The sequence below is a fragment of the Marinimicrobium sp. LS-A18 genome, from assembly GCF_000463525.1.
In the GTDB taxonomy this organism is placed as follows: Bacteria; Pseudomonadota; Gammaproteobacteria; order Pseudomonadales; family Cellvibrionaceae; genus Marinimicrobium; species Marinimicrobium koreense.
On record NZ_AWEP01000006.1, the window covers coordinates 944,054 to 959,721 of the forward strand.

At 58.6% G+C, this 15,668-nt stretch carries 12 protein-coding genes; 2 read left to right on the forward strand and 10 right to left on the reverse strand.

Features of this window, described 5'->3' with window-relative positions; translation table 11 throughout:
• Positions 1 to 13: 13 nt before the first annotated feature.
• From N645_RS0115135 to N645_RS0115160, 6 genes are all read right to left on the reverse strand, one after another.
• Entirely contained in the window at positions 14 to 520 is a 507-nt protein-coding gene (locus N645_RS0115135) for a DUF6795 domain-containing protein (RefSeq protein ID WP_024462356.1), read from the reverse strand.
• 317 nt (positions 521 to 837) lie between these two features.
• The gene (locus N645_RS18260) at positions 838 to 1,155 is read right to left on the reverse strand and encodes a GGDEF domain-containing protein (RefSeq protein WP_024462357.1); all 318 of its coding nucleotides are present in this window, start codon (positions 1,153 to 1,155) and stop codon (positions 838 to 840) included.
• A 28-nt stretch (positions 1,156 to 1,183) separates the two neighbouring features.
• Positions 1,184 to 1,402 carry a hypothetical protein gene (locus N645_RS18265; RefSeq protein ID WP_024462358.1) on the reverse strand — a complete coding sequence of 73 codons (219 nt, stop codon included), beginning with the start codon at positions 1,400 to 1,402 and terminating at the stop codon, positions 1,184 to 1,186.
• 71 nt (positions 1,403 to 1,473) lie between these two features.
• Positions 1,474 to 2,328, reverse strand: coding sequence for a diguanylate cyclase domain-containing protein (locus N645_RS0115150; protein ID WP_024462359.1), 855 nt, complete (start codon positions 2,326 to 2,328; stop codon positions 1,474 to 1,476).
• Positions 2,329 to 2,439: 111 nt separating this feature from the next.
• Positions 2,440 to 2,664 carry a DUF3820 family protein gene (locus N645_RS0115155; protein WP_238559268.1) on the reverse strand — a complete coding sequence of 75 codons (225 nt, stop codon included), beginning with the start codon at positions 2,662 to 2,664 and terminating at the stop codon, positions 2,440 to 2,442.
• Positions 2,661 to 4,010, reverse strand: a complete 1,350-nt coding sequence (locus tag N645_RS0115160) for a sodium-dependent transporter (RefSeq protein ID WP_024462361.1) — start codon at positions 4,008 to 4,010, stop codon at positions 2,661 to 2,663. Before N645_RS0115160 ends, N645_RS0115155 begins: the two co-directional genes overlap by 4 nt.
• A 126-nt stretch (positions 4,011 to 4,136) precedes the next feature.
• Here N645_RS0115160 and lpdA point away from each other — a divergent pair, with 126 nt between their 5' ends.
• Complete coding sequence (lpdA, locus tag N645_RS0115165) at positions 4,137 to 5,558, forward strand: dihydrolipoyl dehydrogenase (protein ID WP_024462362.1); 1,422 nt, start codon at positions 4,137 to 4,139, stop codon at positions 5,556 to 5,558.
• 82 nt (positions 5,559 to 5,640) lie between these two features.
• Here lpdA and N645_RS0115170 read toward each other — a convergent pair whose 3' ends face one another.
• The 4 genes from N645_RS0115170 to N645_RS0115185 form a co-directional block, all read right to left on the reverse strand.
• Positions 5,641 to 6,579 carry a glycoside hydrolase family 43 protein gene (locus N645_RS0115170; RefSeq protein ID WP_051174500.1) on the reverse strand — a complete coding sequence of 313 codons (939 nt, stop codon included), beginning with the start codon at positions 6,577 to 6,579 and terminating at the stop codon, positions 5,641 to 5,643.
• A 127-nt stretch (positions 6,580 to 6,706) separates the two neighbouring features.
• Positions 6,707 to 7,915 carry a D-mannonate dehydratase ManD gene (gene manD / locus N645_RS0115175; RefSeq protein ID WP_024462364.1) on the reverse strand — a complete coding sequence of 403 codons (1,209 nt, stop codon included), beginning with the start codon at positions 7,913 to 7,915 and terminating at the stop codon, positions 6,707 to 6,709.
• A gap of 35 nt (positions 7,916 to 7,950) precedes the next feature.
• Positions 7,951 to 10,824, reverse strand: coding sequence for a glycosyl hydrolase 115 family protein (locus N645_RS0115180; protein ID WP_036161969.1), 2,874 nt, complete (start codon positions 10,822 to 10,824; stop codon positions 7,951 to 7,953).
• Between the two features lie 290 nt (positions 10,825 to 11,114).
• Complete coding sequence (locus N645_RS0115185) at positions 11,115 to 11,852, reverse strand: NUDIX domain-containing protein (protein WP_024462366.1); 738 nt, start codon at positions 11,850 to 11,852, stop codon at positions 11,115 to 11,117.
• Positions 11,853 to 12,257: 405 nt separating this feature from the next.
• Here N645_RS0115185 and N645_RS0115190 point away from each other — a divergent pair, with 405 nt between their 5' ends.
• Entirely contained in the window at positions 12,258 to 15,644 is a 3,387-nt protein-coding gene (locus N645_RS0115190; protein ID WP_036161482.1) for a TonB-dependent receptor, read from the forward strand.
• Positions 15,645 to 15,668 lie beyond the last annotated feature (24 nt).

Here is a 15,668-nt window from a genome sequence, read left to right on the forward strand (position 1 = left end):
TGATTTAAATGAATTAGTTCCAGTGGCACAACGTATAAAGCAATCCGTCTTCCAGCTCCATAGTGGCAGGTTCACCGGTTAATTCGCAGTGGAGGGCTTCCGGCTTCTTGCCCAGTTCACCATAGAGCTCCCGATGAGCTGTTCCCAAGGACCAAATAACGGTTTCTTCCCCTTGGAAGCGAACGGTGATCTTCTGGTGAATCACAAAACGGGAAAGTGGCGAAATTCTGACTTCATCCTCCCTGACGGGTAACAGGAAATGCCCAGACTTGTCGGTCTCGACCGTACGGGTTTCGCCGTTTTCGTCTTTCCAGCGTAGAAACTGCTCGACCTGAGCGCCTGCGGCGGGCGTCCCGTGGTGAGTAATGATGCCTTCAACTGGGGAGGCAACAACGATATTCTGTTTTTCGCCAAACAATGACATAGCAAATCCTTTTTTAGAAAGCATAAGTGGGGCTGCCGCTAGTGTCGACACTAGCGCCAAACCAATAGCAATCAATTTGATAGGGGAGGCGTGCACAGTGACACTCCGTGTTCAGTAGTTATATCCGTCGCAATAAAGAAATATCTTAACAACCCTCTAATTTGGCTTCTGTGAACCAATTAACAGTGTGCTGAGCAATGGTCATAGCAACAGTAGCAGGCATATTGCCTTGATGGTGGCGCGGTATTCAGAACTACCTGGTGTGTGCGAGATCCTTGTCGCAAGAGGATACGAAAGCGGTGTCGTATGGGGGGCACAATAGAAGCACCCGTATTCCTGCATCGGCCGGGTTCTTGCTGTCCCCAGCCCAGAAGTCGACTGGACGAACGTATTCCAGTTTTTTGTGCGCCATCTTAACTCAACATCACGACCTGATTTCTACCATCGCGCTTACCGACATAGAGCATGTTGTCCGCCCGGGTAATCAGCGCATCCAGATCATCGTCGGCGTTGGCGACCGCTATACCAATGGTGACGCTCAGTCGAAGATCGCTCATTTCTCCGTCGAGTATCAGCGCGGCGACATTCTCCTTCAACCGCTCTGCCACGGCTTGCGCATTGATTGAATCAGTGTTTGGCAGCGCCACTACAAATTCCTCGCCTCCGAAGCGGCCAATGATGTCGGTGGGGCGCAATGAGTGCCGACAAACGTCGGCGACTTTGGTCAACACCCGATCACCGCAGGTGTGCCCCCAGGTATCATTTGATCAACAGTAAATAATACTCTCGGGTCAGTCCCAGCAGGTTGTAGTCGCTGATGCCAAACATGGCAAAGATGGCGGATGCCACAATCAGCGCGAGACGTGATTCAAACCGGACTCTCTCCTCGATCGAGTCACGGTACTGTGTTTCGTTACTGGAGTCGAAAAACTGTCCCGTGAGCCAGTGTATGTCATTGTGTTTATGGTGTTGTGACAATGGTCTGATGTCCCCGGTTGTGATCCCGATTCGTGTTATGCGTTGCCTACAGTGTAGCTCGTCCGCGAGGGTTAGTTACGTCGCCGTTTCAGCCGGTACATACTGTCATCCGCATGGCTCAATAGGGTGTCGGCGTCCTCGCCGTCCCCAGGATAGCAGGCTACGCCGATACTGCAGGACGGCGTTTTGATATTGCCGAATTCGGCACCCAGGGGCGCGGTCACGGCGGCGATGATTTCCTCCACCTTGTCGTAAACGGCTTCCACCGACTGGATGTCCGTCAATAGCACCGTGAATTCGTCGCCACCCATCCGGGCCACCGTGTCCGTCTCTCGAACGCAACCTTTCAGCCGTTCGGCAACCATACAGAGCACCCGGTCACCCATGGCATGGCCATGGGTATCATTGATGTGCTTGAAGTCATTGAGGTCCAGAAACAGCAACGCCAGGCGGCTCTGGTGACGATGGGCTGAGCGCAGGGCCGACTCGAGGCGATCACGGAACAGCAGTCGGTTGGTTAGCCCGGTCAAAGGGTCGTGATGGGCGAGGAAGCGCAGTTTCTCCTCGGCCTGCCTCAGAGCCGTCACGTCCCGCGCCACACCGATCCGCACACCGTCCTCTTCGGATAAACGGGCAGACCAGAGAATGTACACAACAGTGCCATCTTTGTGAACGTAACGGTTACAGAAGTCGTTGTGGGGCTGACCGTCGATGACTCGGGCAATGGACGCTCGCGTGGCTTCCAGGTCATCCGGGTGCACATAGTCGGTGATTGGTGTACCCACCAGCTCGTCGGCACGATATCCCAGCAGTGCCTCACAGGCATCGGTTACAAAAACGATCCGGTCGTCCAGATCGACGACGAACACAGCGTCCAATAACAGATTGGTCAGCTTGGGGAAAAGTGCCTTCAGATCAACGGGCATAGTTCAGATGCATCTGGCGATTCATATAGGTCAGATATTGGCAGGCCTTGTTAATAGTTGTATGGCAAGTTGCCCACATAATGCCTGTTATACAGGATTCAACGCCAAACGTCATCGCCGCACCAACTCCTGCAACATCCCCTCTAGTCCATTCACCTTCACCTCATACATCAACGCCAGCTGCCGCCCCAACTTACTGTTGGGAAACCCCTGCCCATGAAACCACACCAGATAGGGTTCCGGCAGTTCCAGCAGCTTGCGCCCCTGGTATTTACCAAAGGGCATGGTCTGGTTGACGGCGTCGAGCAGGTCTTGTGGATTCAGGTCAGGGTTCATCGCAAGGTCTGTATAAAGGCCAGAAGTATCAGCAGTGGGCAGATGATGCGCACGTAAAAGGGCCAGATTTTCCAGAACAGGCTGTACTCGATGTCCTGGTGGCCGGCTTTGAGTTCGTTGAGCAGGTGGTTGCGGTGCATGATCCAGCCGACGAACAGGCACAGGGCGATGCCCAGCAGCGGTTGGCTGTATTCGGTGGTGAGCGAGACGGTGGCGTCGAACAGAGTGCTCATGTTGGCGATGATCAACGCGCTTATGACGAAGATGAGGGCACCGATGCTCCAGGCGGCGCCGGTGCGCTTCAGGCGGGTGCGTTCGGTGACCACCGAGACCGGTGCTTCGAGCATGGAAATGGACGACGTGAGGGCGGCGATGCTCATCAGAGCAAAGAAGGCGATGCTCAGCCAGAGGCCGGCGCCGCCCATGTTGGCGAACAGGCTGGGCAGCACCTGAAAAATCAGGCCGGGGCCGGCGAGCAGTTCGCCGTTATCGCCGTAGATGGCGATACCCTGATGTTGGGCGACGTACATGGCGGGCAGAATCAGCAGCCCGGCGGTGAAGGCGATGCTGATGTCCAGCAGGGTGACCGCGGCGCCCATGCGCGGCAGGCTGTCGTCTTTGCGCAGGTAGGAGCCGTAGATCAGCATGGTGCCGACGCCCAGCGAGAGCGAGAAGAACGCCTGGCCCATGGCGCTGAGCAGCAGGCCGGGGTCCGCCAGTTGGCGGAAGTCGGGGATCAGGTAGGTTTTCAGGCCATCGGCGGCGCCGGGTTGCACCAGAACGTAGAGGATCAACCCGAGCAGAATGATAAACAGCAGGGGCATCAGGCGGGTGGACCAGGCTTCGATGCCATCTTCCACGCCCTTGGCGATGATGGCCACGGTAAAGACCGTAAAAATGCCGCACACCAGCAGGTTGCGGACCAGGCTATCGCCGCCCAGCCACTGTTCTGCGCCGCTCCAACCGATCAGGTGCGCCACGGGTTTGCCGAACTCCGCCAGCATCCACCCGGCGACGATGGCGTAAAAGCTCAGAATCAGCCCGGCAATCAGCACGCCATAGTAGCCCACGGCGCGGCCGAGACGCTTGGTGAGGGGGCGCTCGCCGAGTTGGTCCAGGGCGGTGACGATATTGGCGCGGGCGTGTCGGCCGATCACCAATTCGGCCATCAGGGCCGGGTAGGCGAGCAGGAAGGCGAGTACGAGGTAGGCCAGCACAAAGGCGCCCCCGCCGTTGCTGGCAGCCTGGGTGGGAAAACCCCAGATGTTGCCCAGCCCCACCGCGGAGCCGGAGGCGGCCATCAGAAAGCCGATTTTGGAGGAAAATTGTCCGCGGGGTTCGCTCATGCCGTGGCCTTTGTCCTGGGCGCGTTTATGGTTGTTTCTGGCTGTCGGGGGCCAGTTTATTGGCTTTTGGGTCCAGAGTCATTAGTATCAGGGGCTGCATCGAACCGACAACAGGAGACAGTTCCCGTGGCAGACACTCTGAAGACACAGGTTTTGGTATTGGGTGGCGGCGTAGGCGGCTACTCGGCGGCCTTCCGGGCGGCGGATTTGGGGTTGGACGCGGTCCTGGTGGAACGCTACCCCAGCCTGGGCGGCGTGTGCCTGAATGTGGGCTGTATTCCCTCCAAGGCGATGTTGCACGTCGCCCAGGTGATCAATGAGGGTACCCACGGCAAGGACATCGGCGTGACCTTCTCCAAGCCCAAGATCGATCTGGATGAGATCCGCAAGTTTAAAGAAGGCGTGGTGGGTAAACTCACCCAGGGCGTGGCCGGTATGGCCAAGCAGCGCAAGGTACAGGTGGTGCAGGGCGTGGGCGAGTTTGTAAGCGACCACAAACTGAAAGTCACCCACGATGGCAAGACCACTGAGGTGGAGTTTGAGAATGCGATCATCGCCGCGGGCTCCCAGCCGGTGAAGCTGCCCTTCATTCCCCATGACGACCCGCGGGTGTGGGACTCCACCGACGCGCTGGAGCTGCCCGAGGTGCCCAAAAAGCTGCTGGTGGTCGGTGGCGGCATTATCGGTCTGGAAATGGCAACGGTGTACAAAGCCCTCGGCAGTACCGTGGATGTGGTGGAGTTCGCCGATCAGCTGATTCCGGCGGCGGACAAAGACCTGATGCAGGTGTACAGCAAGTACAACAAGGACAACTTCAATGTGATGCTGTCCACCAAGGTTGCCGATGTGAAGGCCAACAAGACGGCCCTGAAGGTGAGCTTTGAGGGCAAGAACGCGCCGGGTAAGGACCAGAACTACGATGCCATTCTGGTGGCGGTGGGCCGCGCGCCCAACGGCAAGAAAATCGGCGCCGACAAGGCGGGTGTCGAGGTGGATGAGCGCGGCTTTATCCACACCAACGAGAAGCTGCAGACCAATGTGCCGCACATTTACGCCATTGGCGACATCATTGGCCAGCCGATGCTGGCGCATAAGGCCAGCCACGAGGGCCATGCCGCCGCCGAGGTGATTGCCGGCCACCATATTGTGGAGCCGCGCTGCATTCCCTCCATTGCCTATACCGATCCGGAAGTGGCCTGGGTAGGCCTGACCGAGAAAGAGGCGAAGGAGCAGGGCGTCGAGTATCGCACGGCGGTGTTCCCCTGGGCGGCCAGTGGTCGGGCCCTGGGTGCGGGTCGCAGCGAGGGCAAAACCAAGCTGATTTACCGCAAGGAAAACGATCAGCTGTTGGGGGCCGGTATTGTCGGCTTGAATGCCGGGGAGTTGCTGGGTGAGTTGAGCCTGGCGTTGGAGTTCGGCGCCTCGGCGGAAGATCTGGCGATGACGGTGCACGCGCATCCGACCTTGCACGAGACGGTGGGCCTGGCCGGGGAGTTGGCGGCCGGGACGATTACCGATTTGCCGAATCCGTTGGCGAAGAAGAAGTAGGTCGGATTAGGCCGCAGGCCGTAATCCGACGCTGGGTGCGGGATGTCGGGTTACGCGCTGCGCGCTAACCCGACCTACGAGACTACTTCTCAAACGCACTCACGGTCTGGATGCTGCCGTCTTCGTTGTGAATCAACTCGGCCATCTTGATGTTGCGCAGGTGCGTCTCACCGCCCGAGATCTCACAGTCGTGGTAGAACAGGTAGTACTTCCCGTCCTTTTCCAGCACTGAGTGGTGGTTGGTCCAGCCCAATACCGGCTCCAGCATGATGCCCTTGTAGGTGAAGGGGCCGTAGGGGCTGTCACCCGTGGCATAGGCGATGCAGTGAGTGTCGCCGGTGCTGTAGGAGAAGTAGTAGGTGTCCTTGAATTTGTGTACCCAAGGGCCTTCAAAATAGCGCCGGGCGTTGTCGCCGGTTTTCAGCGGTTCGCCGTTCTCATCCAGCAGCAGAATATCCCGTGGCTCCTCGTCGAACTCGAGCATGTCGTCGCGCAGCTTGGCGACTTTCGGGCACAGGGCCGGCTCGTCGTCGGCGGGGTACTGGTCCTGCTGGCTGAAGGTGCCGTTGACCCAGCGCTGCAACTGGCCGCCCCAGATGCCGCCCCAGTACAGGTAGTAGTCGTCACCGTCTTTGTACACGGCGGGGTCGATACTGAAGCTGCCTTTGATGGCTTCGGGCTGCGGCTCAAAGGGGCCTTCCGGACGATCGCCCACGGCAACACCCAGGCGGAACACATCGTCCGGATCTTTGGCCGGGAAGTAGAAGTAGTACTTGCCATCCTTCTCGGTGCAGTCCGGCGCCCACATCTGACGGGCCGCCCAGGGCACATCGTCCACCGACAGGGCCAGCCCATGATCGGTTACTTCGCCGAAGGGCTTATCCATGGAGAACACATGGTAGTCCGCCATGCAGAAATGTGAGCCGTCATCATTGAACGGCACCCCGCCCTCCACATCGTGAGACGGGTAGATGTAGATTTTTCCCTCGAACACATGGGCCGACGGGTCAGCGGTGTACATGTGCGTCACCAATGGCGCCGAGGAGAACTTCTGCTGAGATTTGGGGTTGGTGTCGGTCACGTGATATCTCTCTTTTTGGTCAATCATCTATTGAGTCAAACGTTGAACGGAACGGCGCCAGGCTGAGTTACCAGTGCCACAGCGTTCCGTCTTCCAGTCGGTTAACGGGGAGGCTGGCCCGTTTGTAGGGGTACTTCGCCGCCTCGGCTTCGTCGATGTCCACACCGTGGCCGGGGACCTCTCCCGGTGTGAAAAAGCCGTCTTCGAACTGGTAGGCGCGGGTGAACACAGACTCCATCAGCTCGCTGTGGGGCATGTGCTCCTGCACGCCGAAATTGGGTACCCAGTAATCGAAGTGCAGGGCCGCGCCCATGCACACCGGGGACAGATCGGTCGCACCGTGGCTGCCGGTGCGCACGCCCCAGAGGCTGGCAAAGTCGGCAATGCGGCGCATCTGGGTAATACCGCCGGCGTGCACCACGCTGGTGCGAATGTAATCAATCAGCTGATTCTGGATCAGCTCGCGGCAATCGTGAATGCTGTTGAAGATTTCGCCCACCGCCAGAGGGGTGGTGGTGTGCTGGCGGATTAGCTTGAACACGTCCTGATTCTCTGCCGGTACCGCGTCTTCCAGCCAGAACAGGTGGTAGGGCTCCAGCTCTTTGCCCAGGCGAGCGGCTTCGATCGGCGTCAGACGGTGGTGCACGTCGTGCAACAGGTGCAGGTCCGGGCCGAATTCGCGGCGGATTTCTTCAAACACCCGGGGAATGAAGTTCAGGTACTTGTGCGTGGACCAGCTCTCTTCCGAGGGCAGGTCGGCATCGGCGGGCTCGTAGGCCTTGCCGCCCTTGGGCACACCGTAAATCTTGTCGATGCCGGGAATGCCGCACTGCACGCGAATCGCCTGATAGCCCTGCTTTCGGGCCTTTTCCACGGCGGCCAGCGTCGCTTCAAGGTCCTCGCCATTGGCGTGGGTGTAAGTCATGATGCGGTCGCGGCTGCGGCCACCCAGGAGCTGATACAGCGGCATATTGGCCGCTTTGGCTTTGATGTCCCACAGGGCGACGTCCACACCCGCCAGCGCCGTCATGCCCACGGGGCCGCGACGCCAGTAGGGGCCGCGATAGACAAACTGCCAGATGTCTTCAATGCGCTGGGCATCGCGGCCGATCAGGGCGGGTAGCACGTAGTCTTCCAGGTAGGAGACCACGGATTTCTCCCGGCCGTTCAGGGTCGCATCGCCAATGCCGTAGAGGCCGTCTTCGGTCGTGATTTTCACTGTCACGAAGTTGCGGCCCGGGCACGTCAGTATGACTTTGGCGTCGGTAATCTTCATAGTGTCATGCTCATTCGTTGTCGTCCTTTGCGCGCTTAGCGGCGCTCGCTCTGCGGTGGCCCCAGATAGCTGGGTTTCAGGCCACCGGTATCAATCATCAACTTCTGCAGCGTGACCGCCGGATCGACCCGATAGATCCGAAGGGTGTGCAGGCCCGGCTCGCGGATCGTGTGGGTGCTCACCGAGCGACGCACACCGTCACTGACGGCGGTTTCCCAGGCTTCGCTGCTCAGGTCTTCCAGGATATCCACGACCTGGGGTTCAGCGTCATCAAAGGCGATGGCATAGCGCAGGCCGCGCCCCGGTACCAGGTTCAGGCTGGGGGCAAACAGCCCGTGTACGTCAAATTCACCGGTGCTGAAGAAGTAAATGTCGTACTCAACATAAGGGCTTTCGGCCGGATCTTCAAACTCTGTGTCCGAAATCGGGAAAGTGCTGATCGACGATTGGGTGCGCCCGTGCTGCGGAATCACCTCCCAGCGGTGTCCACTCCGGTCCTGTTTACGGTGGAAATTTCCGGCTTCAATGCTGACGTAGCCATTGGCTTCCACGAAGCCTTTCACCTGTCTGGCCACGCGGGGGGCGGGTTTGAAGGTTTCCACCTGCACGCGGGCACCGCCCCAGCCGGTGCCCTTCACAAATACGTGCCCCTGGTGGGAGCCGGCCGGTGCCCGATCCCAGTCGATACTGACCTCCAGGGTGACCAACTCGTTCACTGTGCCGTCGCGCTGGCTGACCTGAATCCACTCGTCACTGGGTTCGGCGCTGAAGTCGAACGGTGCGGTGCCTTTGTTGAACACCTCAATCCGGTGGCTCTTCGCGCCATAGGGGCTGAAGGTGGGCAGCGTGTAGGCGCCGGGTACCGGCCAGGCCTTCTCCATGCCTTCCACGGCCACGCCCATGTCGGGTTTGCTGTGGGGCTGATAGTCGTAAATCAGCGGCGCGGTGTTCTCCGGCGGGTTGTTCCAGTGGGTGTAACCAATGCGCGGCTGGGACATCATATGATTCCACTTACCGTCACTGATCTCGCTGTGGAAGTGATCCTCCAGCTCGGCGTCGTGGCGGAAACGCTCCCGGGCCCGTTCCCCGTAGTCATTGGCGTTGGCCCGACCCTGCTCGGCAAACAACTGGTTGCGCGCCTGGTCGATATACATGCGGGTAACGTTGGCGCTGGCGCGCACCAGGTGGCGCACCAACTGATCAAAGGCATCGCGCCGAGCCTCTGGCAACTGCGCATAAATGGCGTTGGCCTGCTCGGTCAGCGCGGCCAGCTCCTGCTCGATACGTTCGGCTTCGCGATAGTTCAACAGGCTGTAGGTGTCGGCACTCTGTTGCTCGGGTTTGCGACGGCCATTGTGCCGGGTGTAGCCAGTCACCAGTTCGGCAATGGGCTCGGCGAACTCGGCGCCGAATTCCCGCTCGGCCCACAGGCGCCCAAATTCCGGCAGGCGCTCGCGATTCCAGTACTCCGGATCCCAGGCCATGCGCAGGAAAAATTCGATCGGGTATTCCATGGGCTTGATGTCGCCCACGTTGACGATCCAGATGCGGTCGGCCTCGTATTCCCAGGCCAGGTTCATCTGTTCCCAGACTTTGGCGATAGGAGTCACGTTGATCCAGCGATAGGAGCGGGGCCCGCCGACGTAATCGAAGTGGTAGTACACACCGGCACCGCCGCTGCGGTCGCGCTCTTCCGGGGTCGGGAGGCGGCGGATGTTGCCCCAGTTATCGTCCGCCCACAGCAGGGTGACGTCGTCGGGTACGCGCATGCCTTTTTCGTAGAAGTCCTGCACCTCTTTATAGAGTGTCCAGACCTGGGGCACGTCTTCGATGGGGCGATCGTCAAACACGTTTTGCAGAATCTCACGCTGGTCGTCGACAATACGCTCCAGCAGTTCGATATTCTGGCCTTCACTCATGGGGGTGTCGGCCTGGCCGCGCATGCCCAGGGTGTAGACGCTTTCGTAGGGTTTGTTGCGCTCGGCGCCGTCCACCCAGAACTCGTACAGGTTGTCCGGGTTGGTGGAGTATTCCCAGGGACCTTCGCCGTAACGGTTCCACTCTTTGTCGGCGCGCATCATCGGCTCGTGATGGGAGGTGCTCATCACAATGCCGTACTCGTCCGCCAGAATCATGTTCTGTTCATCGTCGTCGGCAAAGGCGTTGTTCCACATGGCGGGCCAGAGGAAGTTGCCTTTCAGGCGCAGAATCAGCTCGAACACGTGTTCGTAGAAGTCGTGGTTATAGTCGCCGTAGTTTTCCTGTACCCAACTGGTCAGGGCGGGGGCTTCATCATTGATGAAGATGCCCCGGTACTTCACCTTGGGCTGGTCCTGCAGGTTCAGATGACCATCGATGTAAAGGTGGTCGTGTTGCTGTGCGGGTACATCGGCGAACCAGTACCAGGGAGACACCCCGATTTCCTCGGACACATCGTAGGTGCCGTAGATGGCGCCACGCTTATTGGCGCCGACAATCACCAGCGCCTTGTCCAGGCCGGGCAGGGGGTTTTCCACCACTTCCATATGGTAGGCATCCCACTCGCCCTCAATAGGGGAGACATCCAGCTTACCGGCCTCAACCAGCTGTTGAATCAGGAAGCTGCCGCTGAGGGTACCGATGATCACCCCATGGCTGCCGAGCCCTTCGGTGCTGCGCACAATCTGGGGCTGCTTTCCCGTCACCCGCTGGATGTCGGCTTGAAGATCGCGCACCGCGCGGCGAACGCCGGGATCATCATTGGGATCGACGTAGAGATTGGCGATGTGTTCCTTGCCGACCAGGCTCAGGGCGCCGGCCGACGGGCTGTGGCTGACGTAGTCCGGGCCTTCCAGTGCGAGAGTCGGTGCAGCGGTCCCGGCCAGTAAACCTGAGACAAGTGCGCCTGTCAGTAGGCGGGAAAACGGCATAGTAGGAAACACCCGTTGGTCAATGCGGATGAACCGCATATTATCTTCTAGTCAAACAAACAATAAGATTAAAGGACTGAGCAATGGATTACAAGGGGGAGGAAAAAATCTTCAAGGGTGAAAACTCGGGGAAAGCTTTTGGGGCTGGAAGTGGCAGATGCCTGGCACTCCGGAACGTCGGATCGATTCACCCTACATAACGCTTGGTGCCGTATTTGACATAGGGAGGATCGGTCCGACGTCTCGGAGGCCTCGGACCGTCACCCACCGATGCCCGGGATTCGGGGTTATCAAAACTCGAACGAGAACCCTTTGTCGGTCAGGCGCTCATAGGCCGCCGAATCAAACCGGTACAGGTTTGCCGCCCGGTGCGGTACGCCCTTCTGCTTTTCGTTGCACGGCGCCAGCAGGTTCATCTTCATCATTTTGCGGCGGAAGTTGGGCTTGTCCAGCTTGACGTCCAGGATGGCCTCGTACAGCTCCTGCAGTTGCAGCAGGGTGAACTTCTCCGGCAGCAGGTTGAAGCCGATGGGCTCGTGGCAGACCTTGTGGCGCAGGAAGTTCAGGCCGTGATCGACGATCTCGGAGTGGTCGTAAATCAACTCGGGCAGGTCTTTGGCATCGAACCACATGGCGTCGGACGTGTTCCGGCCGGCCACCAGGGTGTAGTTCTCGGCGCTTACCAGGGCGTAGTAGGCAATAGTGACCACTCGCTCGTTGGGGAAGCGGTCCACCCGACCGAAGGTTTTCAACTGTTCCAGGTAGAGGTCGCGCACCCCGGTCAGCTCTTCCAGCAGGCGGGCGGCCGCGTCGCGCAGATTCTCATTCTGTTTGATAAACCCACCGGGAAGTGCCCACTTGCCTTTACCTGGGCCCACATTGTGCTTGACCAGCATGATTTTGAGCTGGCCGTGATCCAGGCCGAAAATCAGGTTGTCGATGGAAAGCCCCGGCAGAACGTTGTCCGGCTCGTTCAGGGGTTCGACTCGGCTGTGTGGTCGCGTAGTAGATGGATTGTTGTTGGCCACAGTACACATCCCGATTGGTGGTTAGTAAATAGTAGTAATTTTGCGCAAATCTTCCTGAAACCTTCTAGGAACGGTCCGCTATCCGCTCAGAACCGGAGGGGGTAGCGGGTGCCGCGATTATAGCGATGCAAGGCATAAAGGTCGAGTGTTGGTCCATATTGTATGACAAAACGGCGTATCAGGCAGTATTCAAGGCTGATAGACAGGTCTCATAAAGGGAGGTTACAGATGCCACATTTTCGTCTAATTTACTATTTGACTATTAGTTGAACATGGTGCACTATCGATATAGTGGTCTGAATGACTATTACAGAATAATCAGGTAAGTGTTTGCAGGCAGTTGAGTTCCTCTGGGCGCGCTGCCGGTCGATACTGTGTTACATAATAACAACGGGGTAAAGCGCTATGGTTTATCGCGACAACGTTAAGAAAGGCATCACCTTCAAAAAGTCGATGCTTGCCATGTGTGTTATGGCAATGGGTTCACCCTCTTTGGCGCAAAACGCGTCTGAAGAGTCTCCTCTCCTAGAAGAAATCGTCGTCAGCGGCGTTCGCCAGAACCTGGAAAACGCCCAGGACATCAAACGCAACGCAGACACTTTTGTCGATGCCATTTCCGCAGAAGACATCGGCTCACTGCCTGACCGCAGCGTGCTCGAAGCCATGCAGCGTATGCCCGGCGTATCGATCGAGCGCTTCCAGGCCCCGGATGACCCGGATCACTTCGGTGTTGAAGGCAGTGGCGCGGTAATCCGCGGTATGAGTGCCACCCGAAGCGAGTTCAACGGTCGTGACTCCTTTACCGCCAACTCCGGTCGTGGCCTGAACTTCCAGGACGTGCCGCCGGAGCTGATGGCCGGTGTCGACCTGTACAAAAACCAGTCCGCCGACATGATTGAAGGTGGTATTGGTGGTACGGTCAGTCTGAAAACCCGTAAACCCTTCGATCAGGATGGCCAGATGATCGCCTTTACCGGCGATGTCTCCTATGGCGATATGGCCGAAGAGGCTTCCCCCACGGTATCCGCGCTGTACAGCAACCGCTGGATGACTGAGGACCTGGGTGAGTTCGGCCTTCTGGTGAACGCTTCCTACTCCGAGCTGATCGGTACATCCCACGGTATCCAGAGTGATGCCTTCGTGAAATACCAGGCAGCCACCCTGGGAGCGCCCGAGAGCGTTGCCATGGACGATGGCCAGGTGTGGATGACCAACGGTTCGAACTTCTTCACCAAAGAAGATGACCGGGTCCGTCAGGGCTTTGCCGCTGCCGTTCAGTGGGCCAGCCCCGATGAAACTCTGGAGGCGACCGCCGAGTTCCTGCGCTCTGACGCCCGTCTGAGCTGGAAAGAGAATGCCGTTAAATACCAGGGTGGCTACGGTGAAGAGAATGACGATGGCACCGTGAGCGAGAGCCGTCGTGCCCGTCCGTACCCTGGCACCGAGTTTGCGTTCGACAGCGACAGCATCTTTGAGTCCGGTTATATCACCGACGGTGGTGGCTGGCGCGGCGGTGAAGGCCGTGTGCCCCGCGGCTGGGAAGGTGAAGGCGATGCGCCGGAAGGCTATGCCACCACCAACGACTACTTCGGTCAGAAGTTCCAGGCCGATACCCGCTACAAAGACACCCGCACCATCGTGGACGATCTGAGCTTCAACGTGAAGTGGACTCCGAGCGACGCGTGGGAATTTGAGGGTGATTTACAGTTTGTCGATGCCACCACCGAAGATGACGACCTGCAGGTTGCTAGCGGCCTGTACGCGCTGCAGAACTTCAGCCTGCTGGGTGATACGCCTCGCCTGGCCATTGTTGAACCCTGGGATGGTCGTCGCGACGCCAATCCTGAGTGGTACGACACCGATTTCCCGGGCTTCTCCAACGATCCGGCAGGCGACAGCAATTACTTCCAGGATCTGGATTCCTATTGGCTGCGTTCGGCCATGGACCATTACGAGCGCTCCGAGGGTGAATCTCGGGCAGCCCGCTTCGACATGACTCACTACCTCGATAACGGCGATTTCTTCCGCTCCGTCAAAGCCGGTGTGCGCTATGCCGAGCGTAACCAGATCGTTCGTAGCACCTCCTATAACTGGGGTCACATCGGTGCCGAATGGGCGCCCAACGGTGGCGAAGGTGCGCTGTGGCTGTCCGAGCTGGATCCGGAAATTCGCGATGACTTTGAATATGTCGACTGGTCCGACTTCCACCGTGGTGACGTGGTGGATATCCCCGGCGGCGGCTTCATTTTCCCCACCGAGCAGTTGTTGAAAGACGTCATTGCCGGTCGTACTCTGCCCCAGAACAACCCCGGTGCCGAGGGTGTATGGGAACCGTATGCCACTCGCGATGAAGTGATTCCGGGCACCTATTTCGCTCCGGCAGAAGTCTATGACACCACCGAAACCAACAAAGCGGCTTATGTTCGGCTGGACTTCGGTTCCGATGCGTCTGCTGTGCGCTACAGCGGTAACATCGGTCTGCGCTATGTTGAGCTGACCCGCGATGCGGCCGGTTCGGTGCAGTTCCCTGACCTGATTGGTCAGCCGTATCCGGATGGTGCGCCAACCGATCTGACCGACCGCGGCGCCATCCGCAAGTGGGCGGAAGATCAGGTGGGACCGTTCGATCCGGCGCTGTTTGAGTCGGAACAGGACTGGCTGGATGAAGTCAACACTCTGCTGTCCTACTCCCGCGATGCCAACAACTGGTTGAGCGATACCGAGAAAGCCTTCGGTAACGACTACGACGAAAACGAGCTGGGTGAAACCGCTGAATGGGACGGTGTACTGCCAAGCTTCAACTTGAAGGTTGAGCTGACCGACGATCTGATCAGCCGTTTTGCCGTGTCCAAGGCCATTGCGCTGCCGGATATGTCGGAAGTGCGTAACCAGGCTGTATTGGGCGCCCGTGGCTTGAACACCACCCGTGTGCCGATCGACGAAGACGCCCCGGTTGAACCCGGACCCGAAGACAGCGGTACCGACATCCTGTCGGTCGGCGATGTCGTCTGGACCGGTAACGGTGGTAACCCGGCGCTGCAGCCCATGGAATCCATTCAGTGGGATGCCTCTCTGGAGTGGTACTTCGCACCGGTCGGTTCGTTGACCGCCAGTATCTTCTATAAAGATCTCAAGAACTTCTTTATCGAAGGTGCGCTGCCGAGAACCTTCACCAACCCGAGTACCGGAACGACTCAGACGGTTGAGTTCACCACCACCCGCAACGGTGAGGAAGGTAAGCTGCAGGGTATCGAGCTGGCTTACCAGCAGTTCTACGACATGCTGCCAGAACCGTTTGATGGCTTTGGTATCCAGGCGAACTATACCTACATCGACTCCGAAGGTATTCCGAACTTCTCTGGCAGCGGTATCGCCACCGAAGCGGACCCGGAAGATAACCCGACGCCGCAGCCTGGTCTGGAAGCATTCGATCCGGCGGCCTTGTCTGGTCTTCCCCTGCGTGGCCAGTCTGAGCACACCGCCAACCTCGTAGCGATGTATGAGAAGGGCGATTGGTCGGCGCGCCTGGCTTACAACTGGCGCTCCAAGTATCTGGTGACCACTCGTGACGTGATCAGTGGCCAGCCGATCTGGAACAACGACGCGGGCTTCCTGGATGGGTCGGTGACTTACCAGCTGACCGATGAAATCTCCATCGGCCTGCAGGGTACCAACCTGGCCAACACCCAGACGGAAACCCTGATGACACTGGATGGTGAAGGTCGCGAGACCGGCCGCTCCTGGTTCGTCAATGACCGTCGTGTGGCTCTGACCGTGAAAGCCGTGTTCTAAACACACGGCTGGACCCGGGCCAAG

What these genes read in the sequence shown, in the direction of transcription:
- N645_RS0115150 (WP_024462359.1), bottom strand. Translation starts at nt 2,328, where the DNA reads ATGCCCGTTGATCTGAAGGCACTTTTCCCCAAGCTGACCAATCTGTTA.
- N645_RS0115155 (WP_238559268.1), bottom strand. Translation starts at nt 2,664, where the DNA reads ATGAACCCTGACCTGAATCCACAAGACCTGCTCGACGCCGTCAACCAG.
- N645_RS0115160 (WP_024462361.1), bottom strand. Translation starts at nt 4,010, where the DNA reads ATGAGCGAACCCCGCGGACAATTTTCCTCCAAAATCGGCTTTCTGATG.
- N645_RS0115170 (WP_051174500.1), bottom strand. Translation starts at nt 6,579, where the DNA reads ATGTACACCGCTGACCCGTCGGCCCATGTGTTCGAGGGAAAAATCTAC.
- manD (WP_024462364.1), bottom strand. Translation starts at nt 7,915, where the DNA reads ATGAAGATTACCGACGCCAAAGTCATACTGACGTGCCCGGGCCGCAAC.
- N645_RS0115180 (WP_036161969.1), bottom strand. Translation starts at nt 10,824, where the DNA reads ATGCCGTTTTCCCGCCTACTGACAGGCGCACTTGTCTCAGGTTTACTG.
- N645_RS0115190 (WP_036161482.1), top strand. Translation starts at nt 12,258, where the DNA reads ATGGTTTATCGCGACAACGTTAAGAAAGGCATCACCTTCAAAAAGTCG.